Annotated in this window: 16 protein-coding genes and 1 tRNA gene; 8 read left to right on the top strand and 9 right to left on the bottom strand. The window is 67.9% G+C overall.

Annotated features, from left to right (window positions below):
* Positions 1–25 precede the first annotated feature (25 nt).
* The 4 genes from ACSFA5_RS14155 to ACSFA5_RS14170 are packed head-to-tail and all read left to right on the top strand — an operon-like array spanning position 26 to position 2,449.
* The gene (locus ACSFA5_RS14155) at positions 26–883 is read left to right on the top strand and encodes a MotA/TolQ/ExbB proton channel family protein (RefSeq protein WP_435444665.1); all 858 of its coding nucleotides are present in this window, start codon (positions 26–28) and stop codon (positions 881–883) included.
* A 37-nt stretch (positions 884–920) separates the two neighbouring features.
* Positions 921–1,349, top strand: coding sequence for an ExbD/TolR family protein (locus ACSFA5_RS14160; RefSeq protein WP_435444666.1), 429 nt, complete (start codon positions 921–923; stop codon positions 1,347–1,349).
* A 12-nt stretch (positions 1,350–1,361) separates the two neighbouring features.
* Positions 1,362–1,796: an ExbD/TolR family protein gene (locus tag ACSFA5_RS14165; protein WP_435444667.1), complete on the top strand. Its 435-nt coding sequence runs from the start codon at positions 1,362–1,364 to the stop codon at positions 1,794–1,796.
* Positions 1,793–2,449: an energy transducer TonB gene (locus tag ACSFA5_RS14170; RefSeq protein WP_435444668.1), complete on the top strand. Its 657-nt coding sequence runs from the start codon at positions 1,793–1,795 to the stop codon at positions 2,447–2,449. Before ACSFA5_RS14165 ends, ACSFA5_RS14170 begins: the two co-directional genes overlap by 4 nt.
* Here ACSFA5_RS14170 and ACSFA5_RS14175 read toward each other — a convergent pair.
* Positions 2,436–3,422 carry a GlxA family transcriptional regulator gene (locus ACSFA5_RS14175; RefSeq protein WP_435444766.1) on the bottom strand — a complete coding sequence of 329 codons (987 nt, stop codon included), beginning with the start codon at positions 3,420–3,422 and terminating at the stop codon, positions 2,436–2,438. The two genes, ACSFA5_RS14170 and ACSFA5_RS14175, sit on opposite strands and share 14 nt — an antisense overlap.
* Before the next feature lie 196 nt (positions 3,423–3,618).
* On the opposite strand from ACSFA5_RS14175, the gene ACSFA5_RS14180 reads away from it, so the two are divergent.
* Entirely contained in the window at positions 3,619–4,164 is a 546-nt protein-coding gene (locus ACSFA5_RS14180; protein WP_435444669.1) for a cysteine hydrolase family protein, read from the top strand.
* 203 nt (positions 4,165–4,367) lie between these two features.
* On the opposite strand, the gene ACSFA5_RS14185 is transcribed toward ACSFA5_RS14180, so the two are convergent.
* From ACSFA5_RS14185 to ACSFA5_RS14205, 5 genes are all read right to left on the bottom strand, one after another.
* Positions 4,368–4,457, bottom strand: a tRNA-Ser gene (locus ACSFA5_RS14185).
* 56 nt (positions 4,458–4,513) lie between these two features.
* Positions 4,514–5,845, bottom strand: coding sequence for a serine--tRNA ligase (gene serS, locus ACSFA5_RS14190; protein WP_435444670.1), 1,332 nt, complete (start codon positions 5,843–5,845; stop codon positions 4,514–4,516).
* 41 nt (positions 5,846–5,886) lie between these two features.
* Positions 5,887–6,852 (bottom strand): threonine/serine dehydratase, encoded by a 966-nt coding sequence (locus ACSFA5_RS14195; RefSeq protein ID WP_435444671.1) that lies wholly within the window; start codon positions 6,850–6,852, stop codon positions 5,887–5,889.
* Positions 6,849–7,817 (bottom strand): 4-hydroxy-3-methylbut-2-enyl diphosphate reductase, encoded by a 969-nt coding sequence (gene ispH / locus ACSFA5_RS14200; RefSeq protein ID WP_435444672.1) that lies wholly within the window; start codon positions 7,815–7,817, stop codon positions 6,849–6,851. Before ispH ends, ACSFA5_RS14195 begins: the two co-directional genes overlap by 4 nt.
* Complete coding sequence (locus ACSFA5_RS14205; RefSeq protein ID WP_435444673.1) at positions 7,814–8,257, bottom strand: FKBP-type peptidyl-prolyl cis-trans isomerase; 444 nt, start codon at positions 8,255–8,257, stop codon at positions 7,814–7,816. The genes ispH and ACSFA5_RS14205 overlap by 4 nt, the downstream gene beginning before the upstream one ends.
* Positions 8,258–8,353: 96 nt before the next feature.
* Here ACSFA5_RS14205 and radC point away from each other — a divergent pair, with 96 nt between their 5' ends.
* Both radC and ACSFA5_RS14215 read left to right on the top strand, forming a co-directional pair.
* Complete coding sequence (gene radC / locus ACSFA5_RS14210; protein WP_435444674.1) at positions 8,354–9,031, top strand: RadC family protein; 678 nt, start codon at positions 8,354–8,356, stop codon at positions 9,029–9,031.
* On the top strand, positions 9,031–9,687 hold the full coding sequence (locus ACSFA5_RS14215) for a Smr/MutS family protein (RefSeq protein ID WP_435444675.1): 657 nt from the start codon (positions 9,031–9,033) through the stop codon (positions 9,685–9,687). The genes radC and ACSFA5_RS14215 overlap by 1 nt, the downstream gene beginning before the upstream one ends.
* Positions 9,688–9,746: 59 nt before the next feature.
* Here ACSFA5_RS14215 and ACSFA5_RS14220 read toward each other — a convergent pair whose 3' ends face one another.
* From ACSFA5_RS14220 to fabV, 3 genes are all read right to left on the bottom strand, one after another.
* Complete coding sequence (locus ACSFA5_RS14220) at positions 9,747–10,967, bottom strand: NAD(P)/FAD-dependent oxidoreductase (protein WP_435444676.1); 1,221 nt, start codon at positions 10,965–10,967, stop codon at positions 9,747–9,749.
* A 153-nt stretch (positions 10,968–11,120) separates the two neighbouring features.
* On the bottom strand, positions 11,121–11,531 hold the full coding sequence (locus ACSFA5_RS14225; RefSeq protein ID WP_435444677.1) for a group II truncated hemoglobin: 411 nt from the start codon (positions 11,529–11,531) through the stop codon (positions 11,121–11,123).
* Between the two features lie 37 nt (positions 11,532–11,568).
* Entirely contained in the window at positions 11,569–12,765 is a 1,197-nt protein-coding gene (fabV, locus tag ACSFA5_RS14230; protein WP_435444678.1) for an enoyl-ACP reductase FabV, read from the bottom strand.
* A gap of 247 nt (positions 12,766–13,012) precedes the next feature.
* On the opposite strand from fabV, the gene ACSFA5_RS14235 reads away from it, so the two are divergent.
* Entirely contained in the window at positions 13,013–13,840 is an 828-nt protein-coding gene (locus tag ACSFA5_RS14235; RefSeq protein ID WP_435444679.1) for an ABC transporter substrate-binding protein, read from the top strand.
* Positions 13,841–13,924 lie beyond the last annotated feature (84 nt).

The raw sequence follows: 13,924 nt of genomic DNA on the forward strand, positions 1-13,924 counted from the left end.
ACGTATTGTTTTTTTGGAGTCACTCATGATGAAAACCTTCTGCGCAAGGCTGATGGCCGCGGCCGCCCCGTTCGTTCTGGCACTCACCCTGGCCGCCACGCCGCACGCTGCCGACGCACAGGCCGCCGCAGCCCCTGCGGCGGCGGTCGAACCCGCGCCTGCTGCCCCGGCAGCCGCAACGCCGACCGCGGCACCCGCCGTGGCAGCCCCCGCCGCAGCCAAGGTCGACAACCCCTACGGCGTGGGCGCGCTCTGGGCGCAGAGCGACCTGGTGGCCAAGACCGTGCTGCTGATCCTGGCGATCATGTCGATGGGCAGCTGGTACGTGATCGTCACCAAGCTGCTCGAGCAGATGCGCATGGGCCGCCAGGCGAAGGAGGTCGACAACGCCTTCTGGAACGAAGGCACCGTGCAGGCCGGCACCGAGCGGCTGGCGCAGGGCAGCCCCTTCCGCTTCATCGCCGACGCGGGCGTGCACGCCACGCGCAAGCACGACGGCCTGCGCGGCAAGGTCGACTTCGCAGACTTCGTCGACCTGTGCATCCACCGCGCGACGGAGCGCGTGCAGCGCCGTCTGAGCAACGGCATGTCGCTGCTGGCCACGGTGGGCTCCACCGCGCCTTTCGTCGGCCTGTTCGGCACGGTCTGGGGCATCTACCACGCGCTGACGGCCATCGGCATCGCGGGGCAGGCGTCGATCGACAAGGTGGCCGGGCCGGTGGGCGAGTCGCTCATCATGACCGCCATCGGCCTGGCCGTGGCCGTGCCCGCGGTGCTGGGCTACAACTGGCTCCTGCGCCGCAACATCACCGTGATGGACGACGTGCGCGAGTTCAGCGGCGAGCTGCACTCGGTGATCCTGGCCGGCAGCGCCCCGGCCTGAGCGCCGCCGCACCGCACGCAAGCGAGCGACCCACACCATGGCGATGAACATCCCATCCGGCGGCGGCGACGAGGAACAGGCCATTGCCGCCATCAACACCACGCCGCTGGTCGACGTGATGCTGGTGCTGCTGATCATCTTCCTCATCACCATTCCGGTGGTCAATTACTCGGTGCCGGTGGACGTGCCGAAGCAGCGCAACGAGGTGCGCGAAAGCAAGCCCGAGACCGTCGTGCTGTCGGTGGACGCCGCGGGGCGCATCTACTGGTACGACACCCCCGTGCGCGACGCGCGCAGCCTGGCCGAGCGGCTGAAGAAGGTGGCCGCGATGACGCCGCAGCCCGAGGTGCACATTCGCGGCGACTGGCATTCCGACTACGAGCCGGTGGGCAAGATCATCTTCGCGTGCCAGTCGGCCGGCATCGTCAAGGTCGGCTTCATCACCGAGCCCCCCGCGCGCAACTGAGAAGGCACTGCCATGCGAAAAGAAAAACAGGGGCGCCGTAGCGGCGCGCCGTCCGACGAGCCCATGATGGACATCAACACCACCCCGCTGATCGACGTGATGCTGGTGCTGCTGATCATGCTGATCATCACCATCCCGATCCAGCTGCACGCGGTGAACCTGAACATGCCCAACGGCAACCCGCCGCCGAGCGACATCAAGCCCGAGGTGCTGCGCATCGACATCGACGAACGCAGCGCCGTGCTGTGGAACGGGGAGGCCGTGGGCGAGCTGGCCGAGGTGGAGCGGCGCTTCGAGCAGGTCGCCGCGCAGCCGGTGCAGCCCGAGGTGCACCTGCGGCCCGACAAGGCGGCCAAGTACAACGTGGTGGCCGGCGTGATGGCCTCGGCGCAGCGCTCGGGCCTGACCAAGCTGGGCATCATGGGTTCGGAGCAGTTCATTCCATGAGCCGCGCCAACGACTTCGACCCCAAGTCCCGCTTCGGCCCCGTGGGCATCGGCGTGATGGTGCTGTTCCATGTGCTGGTCGGCTATGCGCTGGTGTCGGGCCTGGCCCGCCAGGCGGTGGAGATGATCAAGAAGCCGATGGACGCGACGATCATCGCGGAGGTCAAGCTGCCCCCGCCGCCTCCTCCTCCCCCACCGCCGCCGAAGAAGGTCATCAAGCTGGAGACGCCCAAGGCCCCGCCGCCACCGAAGCCGGCCTACGTGCCGCCGCCGGCCGTGACACCGCCGCCGAGCACCGCGCCGGCGATCACGGCGGTGCAAAGCCATGAGCCGGTTGCGCCGCCCCCGGCCGCACCGCCTGCGCCCCCCGCGCCGCCGGCTCCCCCGGCCCAGTCGACTTCGACGGACATTGCGGTCGCATGCCCGAGGCAGGTGAAGCCCGAGATGCCGCGCAAGGCGCTGGACGAAGGCACGAGCGGCGTGGTGAAGGCGGAGGTGCGCATCAAGGGCGGGCGCGTGACGGAGGTGCGCTTCGTGTCGGGGCCGAAGGTGTACCAGTCGGCCGTGCGCTCGGCCATGATGCGCTACGAATGCCAGACGACGGGGGACGCGGAGATCCTGGCGACGCAGGAGTTCGTGTTCAAGATCGAATAGACAGGGCGGGCCGAACTTCGGCGACGCGAAAGGCGCGTCTGTAGGAGGACGGTGACGTGCGCACCTGATGCGCAAAGTGCTGGCGCAACGACAGCGATGTTCCGAAGCCTGCTTCTGCTGCGACCCGCTCGATGGGCAGGTCGGTGGTTTCCAGCAGTTGCTGCGCCTTGCCGATGCGCTCGGCCGCGAGCCACTTGTTCACGGTCGTGCCCGTGGCTTCGCGAAAGCGCCGTGTGAAGGTTCGTCGGCTCATTCGCGCCACGTCCGCCAGCGAATCCAGCGACAGAGGCTCCGACAGATGCGCGCGCGCCCACGCCAGCACACCGGGCAAACGCGCCTCGCTCGGCAGTGCAGGAACGGGCTGTTCGATGTACTGCGCCTGGCCGCCCTGGCGGTGAGGCGGCGTCACCAGCAACCGTGCCACGCGGTTGGCGACATCGGCGCCGTGGCGCAGGCGCAGGATGTGCAGGCAGCAGTCGATGGCAGCCACGGTTCCGGCCGAAGTGACGACATTGCCGTCATCGACATACAGCACATCGGGATGAAAGTGCGTCTTTGGAAAACGCTGGGCGAAGAGTTCTCGGCAAGCCCAGTGGGTGGTTGAACGCCGTCCGTCTAGCAGGCCCGCATCGCCCAACACGAAAGCGCCCAGACAGAGGCCGACGACCTGGGCGCCGCGCGCATGGGCCTGGCGCAGTGCCTGCGTCAGCGCTGCCGGAGCGGCGATTTCAGGGTGGTTCCAGGCGGGCACCACCACGATGTCGGCGCCGACCATCGCCTCCAGACCGCGGTGCACCTCCACCTCCATTCCCTGATCACATCGCACGCGGCCGGGTGCGGGGGCGCAGTACTCGACTTGGTAGGGTGGCAGGCCACTGGGCGCCGGCCTGACGTCGAACACGATGCCGGGCACGGAAAGATGGAACAGGCTGACGCCCTCGAAGGCAAGGACGGTGACACGAACGGGCGGCATACGGCGCATTTTGGCCCGATTCCTTTGAATACAGTCACTCAGGCCAATGGTGCGTTGTTTGGCGTTTACTGAAAATTCAGCCTGCACGGCGCCGAAACCAGATCCAAGGTTCCAGATCCCGGTTCGCGCGCAACGGCATCGGCGCCGGCAGACATCCATTCCCCAGCATCCACTGACCTGAAAGAAAGAGCTCACCATGAACAAGCGCGCCATCGTCGTCGTCGATCTTCAAAACGAATACCTGTCGACCGGCAAGCTGCCGCTGGTCGGCCTCGATGCCGCCGTGGCCAACGCTGCCCGCGTCGTCTCGGCGGCACGTGCCAAGGGCGAGTTGCTCATCCATGTCCGGCATGAAGGCGCCCAACCTGACGCCCCGTTCTTCACGCCCGGCACTGCCGGCGTGCAGATCATCCCCGCCGTGGCGCCGCTGGAGGGTGAGCCGGTCATCGTGAAGAACTACCCCAACTCGTTCCGCGGGACCCAACTGAAAGAGGTGCTGGACGCACAAGGCGTCAAGGAACTGGTGGTGATCGGGGCGATGAGCCACATGTGCATCGAGGCGACCAGCCGTGCCGCCGCCGACTTCGGCTACGCCGTGACCGTGGCGCACGATGCGTGCGCGACCATGAACCTGGAATTCGAGGGCACCGCAGTGCCTGCCGCCCAAGTACATGCCGCATCGATGGCTGCGCTGGGTTTTGGCTACGCGTCGATCACCACCACGGACAAGTACCTGGCCTGAGGTATTTCGGAGGGCGCATCGAAGTCCGTCCACTGTCGGGATGCGCTGCGTCTGGCAGCAACTCAGCGCACGATCCGTGGGGCCGCGGACCCCTTCGAGGAGCGTCAGGAACAGCGCAAGGCCACGAGAGCAACCAACGGCGTGATCCTGAGAAGACTTGCGCGGGCTACAGGCAAAAAAATAGCCCCTTGCGGGGCCATTTCTGGAGGAGAGGGAGGGATTCGAACCCTCGGTACTATCGCTAGTACGCCTGATTTCGAGTCAGGTACATTCGACCACTCTGCCACCTCTCCGGTGTCTGTCGAGCCCTCGATTATACGGGTAATTCGAGTCGTTTCTATAAAAAGACTCAGGCGCGCAAGATTTCAACGCCGCCGATGTACGGGCGCAACGCAGCCGGAACGTTGATCGAGCCGTCTTCGTTCTGGTGGTTCTCCAGCACCGCCACCAGCGCGCGGCCCACGGCCAGGCCGGAACCGTTGAGCGTGTGCACGAGTTCGTTCTTGCCGTTGGCATTCTTGAGGCGGGCCTGCAGGCGGCGCGCCTGGAAAGCCTCGCAATTCGACACCGAGCTGATCTCGCGGTAGGTGTCCTGCGCCGGCAGCCACACTTCCAGGTCGTAGGTCTTGGCGGCGGTGAAACCCATGTCGCCGGTGCACAGCAGCACCACGCGGTAAGGCAACTCCAGCGCCTGCAGCACGGCTTCGGCGTGGCCGGTCATCTGCTCGAGCGCGTCGTAGCTGGTGTCGGGGTGCACCACCTGCACCATTTCTACCTTGTCGAACTGGTGCTGGCGGATCATGCCGCGCGTGTCGCGGCCCGCGCTGCCCGCTTCGGAGCGGAAGCACGGCGTGTGGGCCGTGAGCTTGATGGGCAATTGCGACTCGGCCACCACCTCGTCGCGCACGAAGTTGGTCAGCGGCACTTCGCTGGTCGGAATGAGGTACAGCGCCGAATGGTCGGGCGCGGGCTCGCCGTCCTGGCCGCCCTTCTTCGCGGCGAACAGGTCGCCCTCGAACTTGGGCAGCTGGCCGGTGCCGCTGAGCGTGGCGGCGTTGACGATGTAGGGCACGTAGCACTCGGTGTAGCCGTGCTTCTCGGTCTGCGTGTCGATCATGAACTGCGCCAGCGCGCGGTGCAGCCGGGCGATCGGCCCCTTCATGACGGTGAAGCGCGAGCCGGCGAGCTTGGCGCCCATCTCGAAGTCCAGGCCCAGCGGCGCGCCCAGGTCGACGTGGTCCTTCGGCGCGAAGGCCAGCGGCACGGCGTTGGCGCCGGCGCCGCCTTGCGGGGCCCAGCGGCGCACTTCGACGTTGCCGGTCTCGTCTTCGCCGAGCGGCACACTGGCGTGCGGCAGGTTGGGCACGGCGAGCAGCAAGGCGTGCAGCTCGGGCTGAATCTCGTCGAGGCGCTTCGATTGCGACTCCTGCTCGGCCTTGAGCGCGTTGACTTCGGCCATCAGCGCATCGGTGGACTCGCCCTTGGCCTTGAGCGGGCCGATCTGCTTGTTCAGCGTGTTGCGGCGCGCCTGGATTTCCTCGCTGCGGGTCTGTACGGTCTTGCGCTCGGCCTCGAGCGCGGTGAACGCCGACACGTCGAGGTAAGGCTGGTTCTTCTTGCGTTTTTCGAGGCCGGCCACAGCGGAGGCCAGGTCTTTGCGGAGCAGGGTGATGTCGAGCATCGGTCGATTCCAGGGTTCGGGTTTTCAGGGCTGCGAGGCTGTCAGGCAACGGTGGCGGGGTCGACGTTGGCGCCGCAGACGATCAGGCACACCTTCTCGCCCGCGCGCGGCACGTAGGCGCCGGTCTGCAGCGCCGCCAGCGGCAGCGCGGCGGCCGGCTCCACGGCGAGCTTGAGTTCCTTCCACAGCCACTGCTGGGCGGTGCGGATGGCTTCGTCGGACAGCAGCAGCGCGTGTTCCACCTGCTGCTGCGTGATCTCCCAGGCGATGTTGCCGATGCGGCGCGCGCCCAGCGAATCGGCGGCGATGCCGCTCACGTCCACGTCGACCGGCTCGCCGGCTTCGCGGGCACGGTACAGCGTGGGTGCCTTCTCGGGTTCGAGCGCCACCACGCGGGCGCGCTTCTCGAACCAGCCGGCCAGCCCGCCGATGAGACCGCCGCCGCCCACGCTCACGAGCACCGCGTCGGGCAGGCCGCCCTGCGCTTCGATTTCGCGGCCCAGCGTGCCGGCACCGGCCACCACTTCGGGCTGGTCGTAGGCGTGGGTGAGCAAGGCGCCCGACTCCTTCTGGCGCGTGAGGCAGGCGGCCAGCGCGTCGGGGTACAGCTGGCCGACCACCACCACTTCGGCGCCCAGCGCACGCAGGCGCGCGCGCTTGGCTTCGGGCGACACGCCCGGCAGGAACACCTGGCACGGTACGCCCAGCGCCTGCGCCGCGGCGGCGGTGGCAATGCCGGCGTTGCCGCCCGAGGCCACGACCACGCCGCTGGCGGGAATGTCGTTGGCCAGCAGCCGGTTCATCATGCCGCGCGCCTTGAAGCTGCCGCTGACCTGCAGGTGCTCCAGCTTGAGCCAGACCTCGGCGCCCGGCGCGGTGACGCCGAAGGCGGCGGCCGGCAGCTTCCACAACGGGGTTTGGCGCAAGAAGTGGCTGCCACGGTCGTCCAGCCTGGTTGTGGCGCTATCGATTTCAGAGCGCCAGTTGCGGGTTGTCGTTTCGGTCAAGAGATGTGTCCGGGAGGGGGAATGTCGTCGAGCTTGAGGCCCTTGGGGAGCGGAAACTTGATGGTTTCCTCGATGCCGTCCATCTTGCGCACGGACACCGCGCCGAACGCGCGCACGCGGTCGATCACCTCGCGCACCAGCACTTCGGGCGCCGACGCACCGGCCGTGAGGCCGATGCGGGTCTTGCCTTCGAACCACTCGGCCTGGAGCTCTTCGGCCGAATCGACCATGTAGCTCTCGGTGCCCAGGCGCTCGGCCAGCTCGCGCAGGCGGTTGCTGTTGGAGCTGGTGGGGCTGCCGACCACGATCACCAGGTCGACCTGCGGGCTCATGATCTTGACCGCGTCCTGGCGGTTCTGGGTGGCGTAGCAAATGTCCTGTTGCTTGGGCTCGCGCACCTTCGGAAAGCGCGCGCGCACGGCGGCGGCGATCTCGGCGGCGTCGTCCACGCTGAGCGTGGTCTGCGTGACCACGGCGAGCTTTTCGGTCTGGCCCGGCGAAACCGTCGCCACGTCGGCCACGTCTTCCACCAGGTGGATGCCGCTCGTGAGCTGGCCCATCGTGCCCTCGACCTCGGGGTGGCCCTTGTGGCCGATCATGATGAACTCGTAGCCCTCCTTGGCGAGCTTGGCCACCTCGACGTGCACCTTGGTCACCAGCGGGCAGGTGGCGTCGAAGATCTCGAAGCCGCGGTCGCGCGCCTCCTGCTCCACCGCCTTGCTCACGCCGTGCGCGCTGAACACCAGCGTGGCGCCGGGCGGCACGTCGGACAGCTCCTCGATGAAGATCGCGCCCTTGGCCTTGAGCTCGTTCACCACGTAGGTGTTGTGCACGATCTCGTGGCGCACGTAGATCGGCGCGCCGAACTTGGCGATGGCGCGCTCCACGATCTCGATGGCGCGGTCGACGCCAGCGCAGAAGCCGCGCGGCTCGGCCAGGAGGACTTCCGAAATGACCGGGTTCATAGCACGCCGATCAGCTTCACTTCGAAGGTGACGGGCTGGCCGGCCAGCGGGTGGTTGAAGTCGAAGCGCACCGCGGTGTCGCTGGCGTCCACCACCGCGCCGGCGTAGCTGCCGGCGCCGTCGGGCGTGGGGAACTGCACGACGTCGCCCGTGGCGTATTTCTCGTCGGGGTCGCCCATCTTCGCGAGCAGCGTGCGGGCCACCCATTGCTGCATGTCGGGGTTGCGCTCGCCGAAGGCCTCGCCGGCGGGCAGCTCGAAGGTGGCGTGCGTGCCCTCTTCCAGGCCCATCAGGCGCTGCTCCATGGCCGGAGAAAGCTCGCCGGTGCCCAGCGACAGGGTCGCGGGCTTGTCGGCGAAGGTGTTGATGATGTCGCCCGCGGGGCCGGCCAGCCGGTAGTGCAGGGTCAGGAAGGAGCCGGAAGTCACAACTTGGGACATGGGGGCATCAGAGGTGGGCAAAGACAAGGTGGGTGTCCCGATAAACTGGCCCTCATTTTAAGGATCGGGACTTCCACCCGGCTCCGCCAAGGTTTCATGGCATTCAAGGATCTCCCTCTCGCCGCCCGTCCCCGCGAAAAACTCATCTCGCGCGGGGCCGCCGCGCTCGCGGACGCCGAGCTGCTGGCCCTGCTGCTGCGCACCGGCGTGGCGGGCAAGAACGTGCTGCAGATGGCGCAGGAACTGCTCGAACGCTTCGGCGGCCTGTCGGGCCTGCTGCACACCGGCGCCGACGACCTCAAGACCGTGAAGGGCATGGGCGGCAGCGCCAAGCGCTCCGAGCTGATTGCCGTGCTCGAGCTGGCCCGCCGCGCCATGGGCCAACAGCTGCAGGAACGCGCGGTGTTCGACTCGCCCGATGCCGTCAAGCAGTACCTGCAGCTGCACATCGGCGCGCGCCCCCACGAAGTGTTCGCGGTGATGTTCCTCGACGTGCAGCACCGCCTGATCGCGCTCGAAGAACTGTTCCGCGGCACGCTCACGCAGACCAGCGTGTACCCGCGCGAAGTGGTCACGCGCGCCATTCACCACCAGGCCGCGGCCGTGGTGCTGTCGCACAACCACCCGAGCGGCAGCATCGAGCCCTCGCGCGCCGACGAGTCGCTCACGCAGACGCTGCGCGCCGCGCTGGCCCTGGTGGACGTGCGGGTGCTCGACCACGTCATCGTGAGCCCCGGGCAGAGTTTCTCGATGGCCGAGAAAGGACTGCTCTGATGGCGTCGCGTCCCCCCTCCCTCAAGAACCTGGCCGACCTCAAGCAGGTGCAGCGCCTGATCGCCGAGACCCGCGAGCGCGAAGCCGCCGAAGCGGCTGCCAAGGCCGCGGCCGAACGCAGGCGCGCCGCCGAAAAAGACCTGTTCGCCCGTGCCATCGGTGCCACCGAGCCGCTGCGCCGCAAGGCGTCGGTGCCGCTCGCGCCCGATCCGCCTCCGCCGATCCCGGTGCAGCACCAGCTCGACGAGCAGCGCGTGCTGCGCGAGTCGCTGTCCGACGAGTTCGACGTGACCACGCTGCTCGACGTGGACGACGCCATGAGTTTTCGCCGTCCGGGCATCGGCACCGGCGTGACGGCGCGGCTGCGCAAGGGCGAATGGTCCATCCAGGCCCAGCTCGACCTGCACGGCCTGCGCAGCGACGAGGCGCGCGAGGCGCTCGGCGGCTTCATTCGCACCGCCCACAAGCAGGGGCTGCGCTGCGTGCGCGTGGTGCACGGCAAGGGGCTGGGGTCGCCTGGCAAGCAGCCGGTGCTGAAGACCAAGGCGCAGCGCTGGCTGATCCAGAAGAACGAGGTGATCGCGTTCGTGCAGGCCAAGCCGGCGGAAGGCGGGGCCGGGGCGCTGGTGGTGCTGCTGGCGCCCGTGCGGCGCTGAGTCGATTTACTCCCTCTCCCCGAGGGGAGAGGGGAAAAAAGACCAGGCGGCCTTGCGTACTACAAGTGGTTTTTCAACGGCACCGACACATCCCCCACCGCCGCCGCATCCGGGCTGCGCCCCGCTTCGAGCAGCTTGCGGCTCATCATGTGATCGACCGGCGCGTTCACCGACTCCACGCACACCAGCTGTCCGTCGACGTAGTGAAACAGCGAGAACGCCTCGGGCTTGGGGCCCGGGCGGCGCACGCCGGTCAGGCCCGGCGTGCCTTCGGCCGGCATCAGACCCGCCATCTGCAGGCGCATGCCGCCCTGGTCGGACCAGAACCACGCCACCGCATCGTGATCGCGCGCCGCGCCGGTCAGCGTGGCCACGGCCGTGCGGGCCTGGTCGTTGGCGTTCTGCACCGATTCGAGCCGCAGCGCGCGGCCCGCGCGGCGGTCGGGAAAGCGCGTGCAGTCGCCCACCGCCAGCACACCGGCCGCACTGGTCTGCATCTGCGCGTCGACCACGATGCCGTCGGCGCATTCGATGCCGGCCGCCTGCGCGAGCGCGGTCTCGGGCACCGCGCCGACGCTCAGCAGCAGCAGGTCGACCGGCTGCTTCACGCCGTTGACCTGCACCGACAGCAGCCGGTCGCCCTCGACCTCGAACGCGCCGGTCTGCGCGCCGAGCACGATGTCGATGCCCGACGCGCGGTGCGTGGCGAGCACGTGCGCCGACAGCTCGGGCGACACGGCGCGGCCCAGCAGGCGCCGCGCGCTTTCGATCACCTGCACCGACTTGCCGAGCGCCTTGGCGGTGGCCGCCACTTCGAGCCCGATGAAGCCGCCGCCGAGCACGGTGACGCGTTCGGCCGAGGCGAGCCGCGTGCGCAGGCGGTGCGCCTCGTCGGCGGCGCGCAGGCTGGCGACGTTCTCCAGCCCCGGCTTCAGGTCGGGCATCTGGCGCGCGCGCGTGCCGGTGGCCAGCACCAGGCGCTCCCACGGCAGCACCGCGCCGGAGCGCAGCGTGACGGTGTGCGCCTCGCGGTCGATGGCCACGGCCGCATCGCCCAGGTGCAGCGTGATGCCCGCTTCGCGGTACCAGTCGGCGGCCTTGTGCGGCTGCGCGACCTCTTCGGCGCTCTTGAGGAAGGCCTTGGACAGCGGCGGGCGGTGGTACGGCTCGCAGGCCTCTTCGCAGACCAGGTGCACGCGCGCGCCCTGCCCCGCTTCCGCAAGGCCGGCACACAACTGGGCCGCGGCGTGGCCGCCGCCGATGATGACGATGGAATTCATGAAAAAGATCTTTCGAGTCGTTGTCTATTCAATTCAACAGCAGTTTTGCACCTTCGCGAAACACCGCGGAACCGGCTTTGCCGGGCCGCAGGTGTTGCCCCCGGTAGGGCGTTGGAGAAGCGACACGAAGTGCGCGAAGCCTGGGGGCGAGCCCTATGACCGCATCCAGTCGGCGGTCTTGAAAAAGGAGTCGCGCAGGCGTTCGCGCAGGTCTTCCGGCACGCCCGTCTCGCCCATCGCCTGGTCCATGCACGCCAGCCACTGGTCGCGCTCCTTGATGCCGATGGAGTGCCCGCCGATGCTCTGCGGCAAGTGGCGCGCACGCAGCATCGGATGGCCGAATCGGTCGGTGTAGTGCTGCGGGCCGCCGAGCCAGCCGCACAGGAACCAGAACAGGCGCTGGCGCGCGTTGTCCAGGCTGGTGCCGTGCACGGCGCGCAGCTGCGCATAGCCGGGCTCGAGCTCCATCAGGTCGTAGAAGCGCTCGACCAGCGCCTCCACTTTGGGTTCGCCGCCGATCCACTCGAAGGGCGTGCCGGCGGGCGGCTTGTCTTGAATCTGCATGGGCGGGAGTATCTCTGCGGGCCGCTTCGTTTGCTTTTCAGACCTGAACGAGGCCGGGAATGTCCACGTCGGTGTTCACGTCGGCCGCGTAGTCGACACCTTCCACCGCGAAGCCGAAGAGCCGCAAGAATTCTGTCTTGTAGCTTGCGAAATCGGTGAGTTCGTAGAGGTTGTCGTTGGTCACCTGCGGCCAGAGCTCCTGCACCAGAGACTGCACCTGCGGTGCCAGTTCCTTGTAGTCCGCGCGCAGGCGGCCTTCGCCGTCGATGCGCGGTGCGCTGCCGTAGAGGCTTTCGGCATACAGGCCGTGCACCTGCTCGATGCAGCCCTCGTGCGTGCCCTGTGCCTTCATCACCTTGAACAGCAGCGACAGGTACAGCGGCATCATCGGAATGGCCGAGCTGGCCTGCGTGACCACCGCCTTCAGCACCGACACGCGCGCATCGCCGCCGGTGGCGGCGAGCTGTTCGCGGATGCCCAGCACCTTGTGGTCGAGGTCTTTCTTGGCCGCGCCGATGGAGCCGTTCCAGTAGATGTCGTGCGTGATCTGCTCGCCCAGGTAGGTGAAGGCCGTGGTCTTCGCGCCGTCGGCCAGCACGCCGGCGGCCTGCAGCGCGTCGATCCACATCTGCCAGTCTTCGCCACCCATCACGGCCACGGTGTTGGCTATTTCCTCCTGCGTGGCGGCTTCGAGCACGGTCTCTTTCACGGTCTCGTTGTCGGTGTCCAGGCCGCGCAGGTTCACCGACTGGCCGATGGGCTTGAGCACCGAGTTGAAGACCTGGCCGGTCTTCGGGTGCGTGCGGCGCGGCGCGGCCAGGCTGTAGACGACCAAGTCGACCTGGCCGAGGTCTGCGCGGATGGTGTCGATGGTCTGCTGCTTCACCGCGTCGGAGAAGCCGTCGCCGTTGATGCTCTTCGCATAGCGGCCTTCAGCGGCGGCCGCGCGGTGGAAAGCGGCGGTGTTGTACCAGCCGGGCGAGCCGGGCCGCGTCTCGCTGCCGGCGCGCTCGAAGAACACGCCCAGCGTGTCGGCCCCGCAGCCGAAGGCCGAGGTGATGCGCGCGGCCAGGCCGTAGCCCGTCGATGCGCCGATCACCAGCACCTTCTTCGGCCCGCCCGCGATGGGCGCCCGGGCCTTCACGTAGGCGATCTGCTGGTTGACGTTGGCCTCGCAGCCGGTGGGATGGGTCGTGACGCAGATGAAGCCGCGCACGCGGGGTTTGATGATCATGGGGAGCTCGCTGGATGGGGCGCGGGACGCAGGCCGCAGGACAGCGGCAGGAGCGCCGCAGCGCGTGGGGCGCCGCGAATTTAACCCAGGCAGGCAGCGGCGCCTTCAGCAGCCACACAGGCAGTAGGCAGCCGCAGCCCGCGTCGGGCTCATAGCAGCCCACACATGTCGATATATGAATTGACCATTTAATGATCTGAGGTTTTATTGATATGGTCTCGCCCTGCCATCCCTCAAGGAGAAGAACATGCGCTTGAATCTGATTGCCGCGGCCGTCGCCGCTTCCACCCTGCTGCTCGGCACCCTCGCCCACGCAGACCAGCTCGCCGACATCAAGAAGAAAGGCGAGCTGGTCGTCGGCGTGCTCGGCACGGACGAGCCCGCGACCTTCGTCGACCCGAAGACGCGCCAGATCGTCGGCTACGAGGTCGACCTGGTGAACGCCATCGCCAGGAAGATCGGCGTGAAGCCGGTGTTGAAGCAAATTGCCGTGGCCGCGCGGATTCCCGAGCTGCAGCAGGGCCACGTGGACCTGGTGGCCGCGGGCCTCACGCACAACAAGGAACGCGAGGCGCAGATCGACTTTTCGCTCACCACCTTCGTCACCGGCCAGAAGGCCATCGTGAAGAAGGACAGCGGCATTGCCGACATCCCGCAACTGGCCGGCAAGAAGGTGCTGACCATCCGCGGCGGCACGCAGGAACCCAACATCCGCAAGGCCGTGCCCACTGCCGAGGTCGTGACCTTCGACACCAGCCAGCAGGCCTTCCAGGCGCTGCAGCAGGGCAAGGGCGTGGGCTATGTGGACGACGAGGCCGCGCTGCTGCGCAGCTACGCCAAGCTGGGCCCGCAGAAGGCGCAGTACGTGGTGCTCAAGCAGAACCTGAGCACCGAGGCGCTGGCCATCGGCATCAAGAAGGGCGAGAGCGGGCTGAAGGCGGTGGTGGACGACACGCTGCGCGAACTCGAAAAGTCGGGCGAGGCGCAGAAGATCTTCGTGAAGTGGTACGGGCCGACGACGGCATCGGGCTTCGAGACACGCGACTTCAAGCTGGACAGCGACAAGATCGACTGACCCCGGTGTTTCTCCTTCCCCCGCTGGGGGAAGGCCGGGATGGGGGCTCGCGGTCTCCATACAGGCGCCGCGCCTTGACAAGCG

Source organism: Variovorax monticola (genome assembly GCF_051216855.1).
Lineage (GTDB): Bacteria > Pseudomonadota > Gammaproteobacteria > Burkholderiales > Burkholderiaceae_C > Variovorax.

Coding starts and splice junctions, on each gene's coding strand:
- ACSFA5_RS14155 (WP_435444665.1), top strand. CDS start 26: ATGATGAAAACCTTCTGCGCAAGGCTGATGGCCGCGGCCGCCCCGTTC.
- ACSFA5_RS14160 (WP_435444666.1), top strand. CDS start 921: ATGGCGATGAACATCCCATCCGGCGGCGGCGACGAGGAACAGGCCATT.
- ACSFA5_RS14165 (WP_435444667.1), top strand. CDS start 1,362: ATGCGAAAAGAAAAACAGGGGCGCCGTAGCGGCGCGCCGTCCGACGAG.
- ACSFA5_RS14170 (WP_435444668.1), top strand. CDS start 1,793: ATGAGCCGCGCCAACGACTTCGACCCCAAGTCCCGCTTCGGCCCCGTG.
- ACSFA5_RS14175 (WP_435444766.1), bottom strand. CDS start 3,422: ATGCCGCCCGTTCGTGTCACCGTCCTTGCCTTCGAGGGCGTCAGCCTG.
- ACSFA5_RS14180 (WP_435444669.1), top strand. CDS start 3,619: ATGAACAAGCGCGCCATCGTCGTCGTCGATCTTCAAAACGAATACCTG.
- serS (WP_435444670.1), bottom strand. CDS start 5,845: ATGCTCGACATCACCCTGCTCCGCAAAGACCTGGCCTCCGCTGTGGCC.
- ispH (WP_435444672.1), bottom strand. CDS start 7,817: ATGAACCCGGTCATTTCGGAAGTCCTCCTGGCCGAGCCGCGCGGCTTC.
- ACSFA5_RS14205 (WP_435444673.1), bottom strand. CDS start 8,257: ATGTCCCAAGTTGTGACTTCCGGCTCCTTCCTGACCCTGCACTACCGG.
- radC (WP_435444674.1), top strand. CDS start 8,354: ATGGCATTCAAGGATCTCCCTCTCGCCGCCCGTCCCCGCGAAAAACTC.
- ACSFA5_RS14215 (WP_435444675.1), top strand. CDS start 9,031: ATGGCGTCGCGTCCCCCCTCCCTCAAGAACCTGGCCGACCTCAAGCAG.
- ACSFA5_RS14220 (WP_435444676.1), bottom strand. CDS start 10,967: ATGAATTCCATCGTCATCATCGGCGGCGGCCACGCCGCGGCCCAGTTG.
- ACSFA5_RS14225 (WP_435444677.1), bottom strand. CDS start 11,531: ATGCAGATTCAAGACAAGCCGCCCGCCGGCACGCCCTTCGAGTGGATC.
- fabV (WP_435444678.1), bottom strand. CDS start 12,765: ATGATCATCAAACCCCGCGTGCGCGGCTTCATCTGCGTCACGACCCAT.
- ACSFA5_RS14235 (WP_435444679.1), top strand. CDS start 13,013: ATGCGCTTGAATCTGATTGCCGCGGCCGTCGCCGCTTCCACCCTGCTG.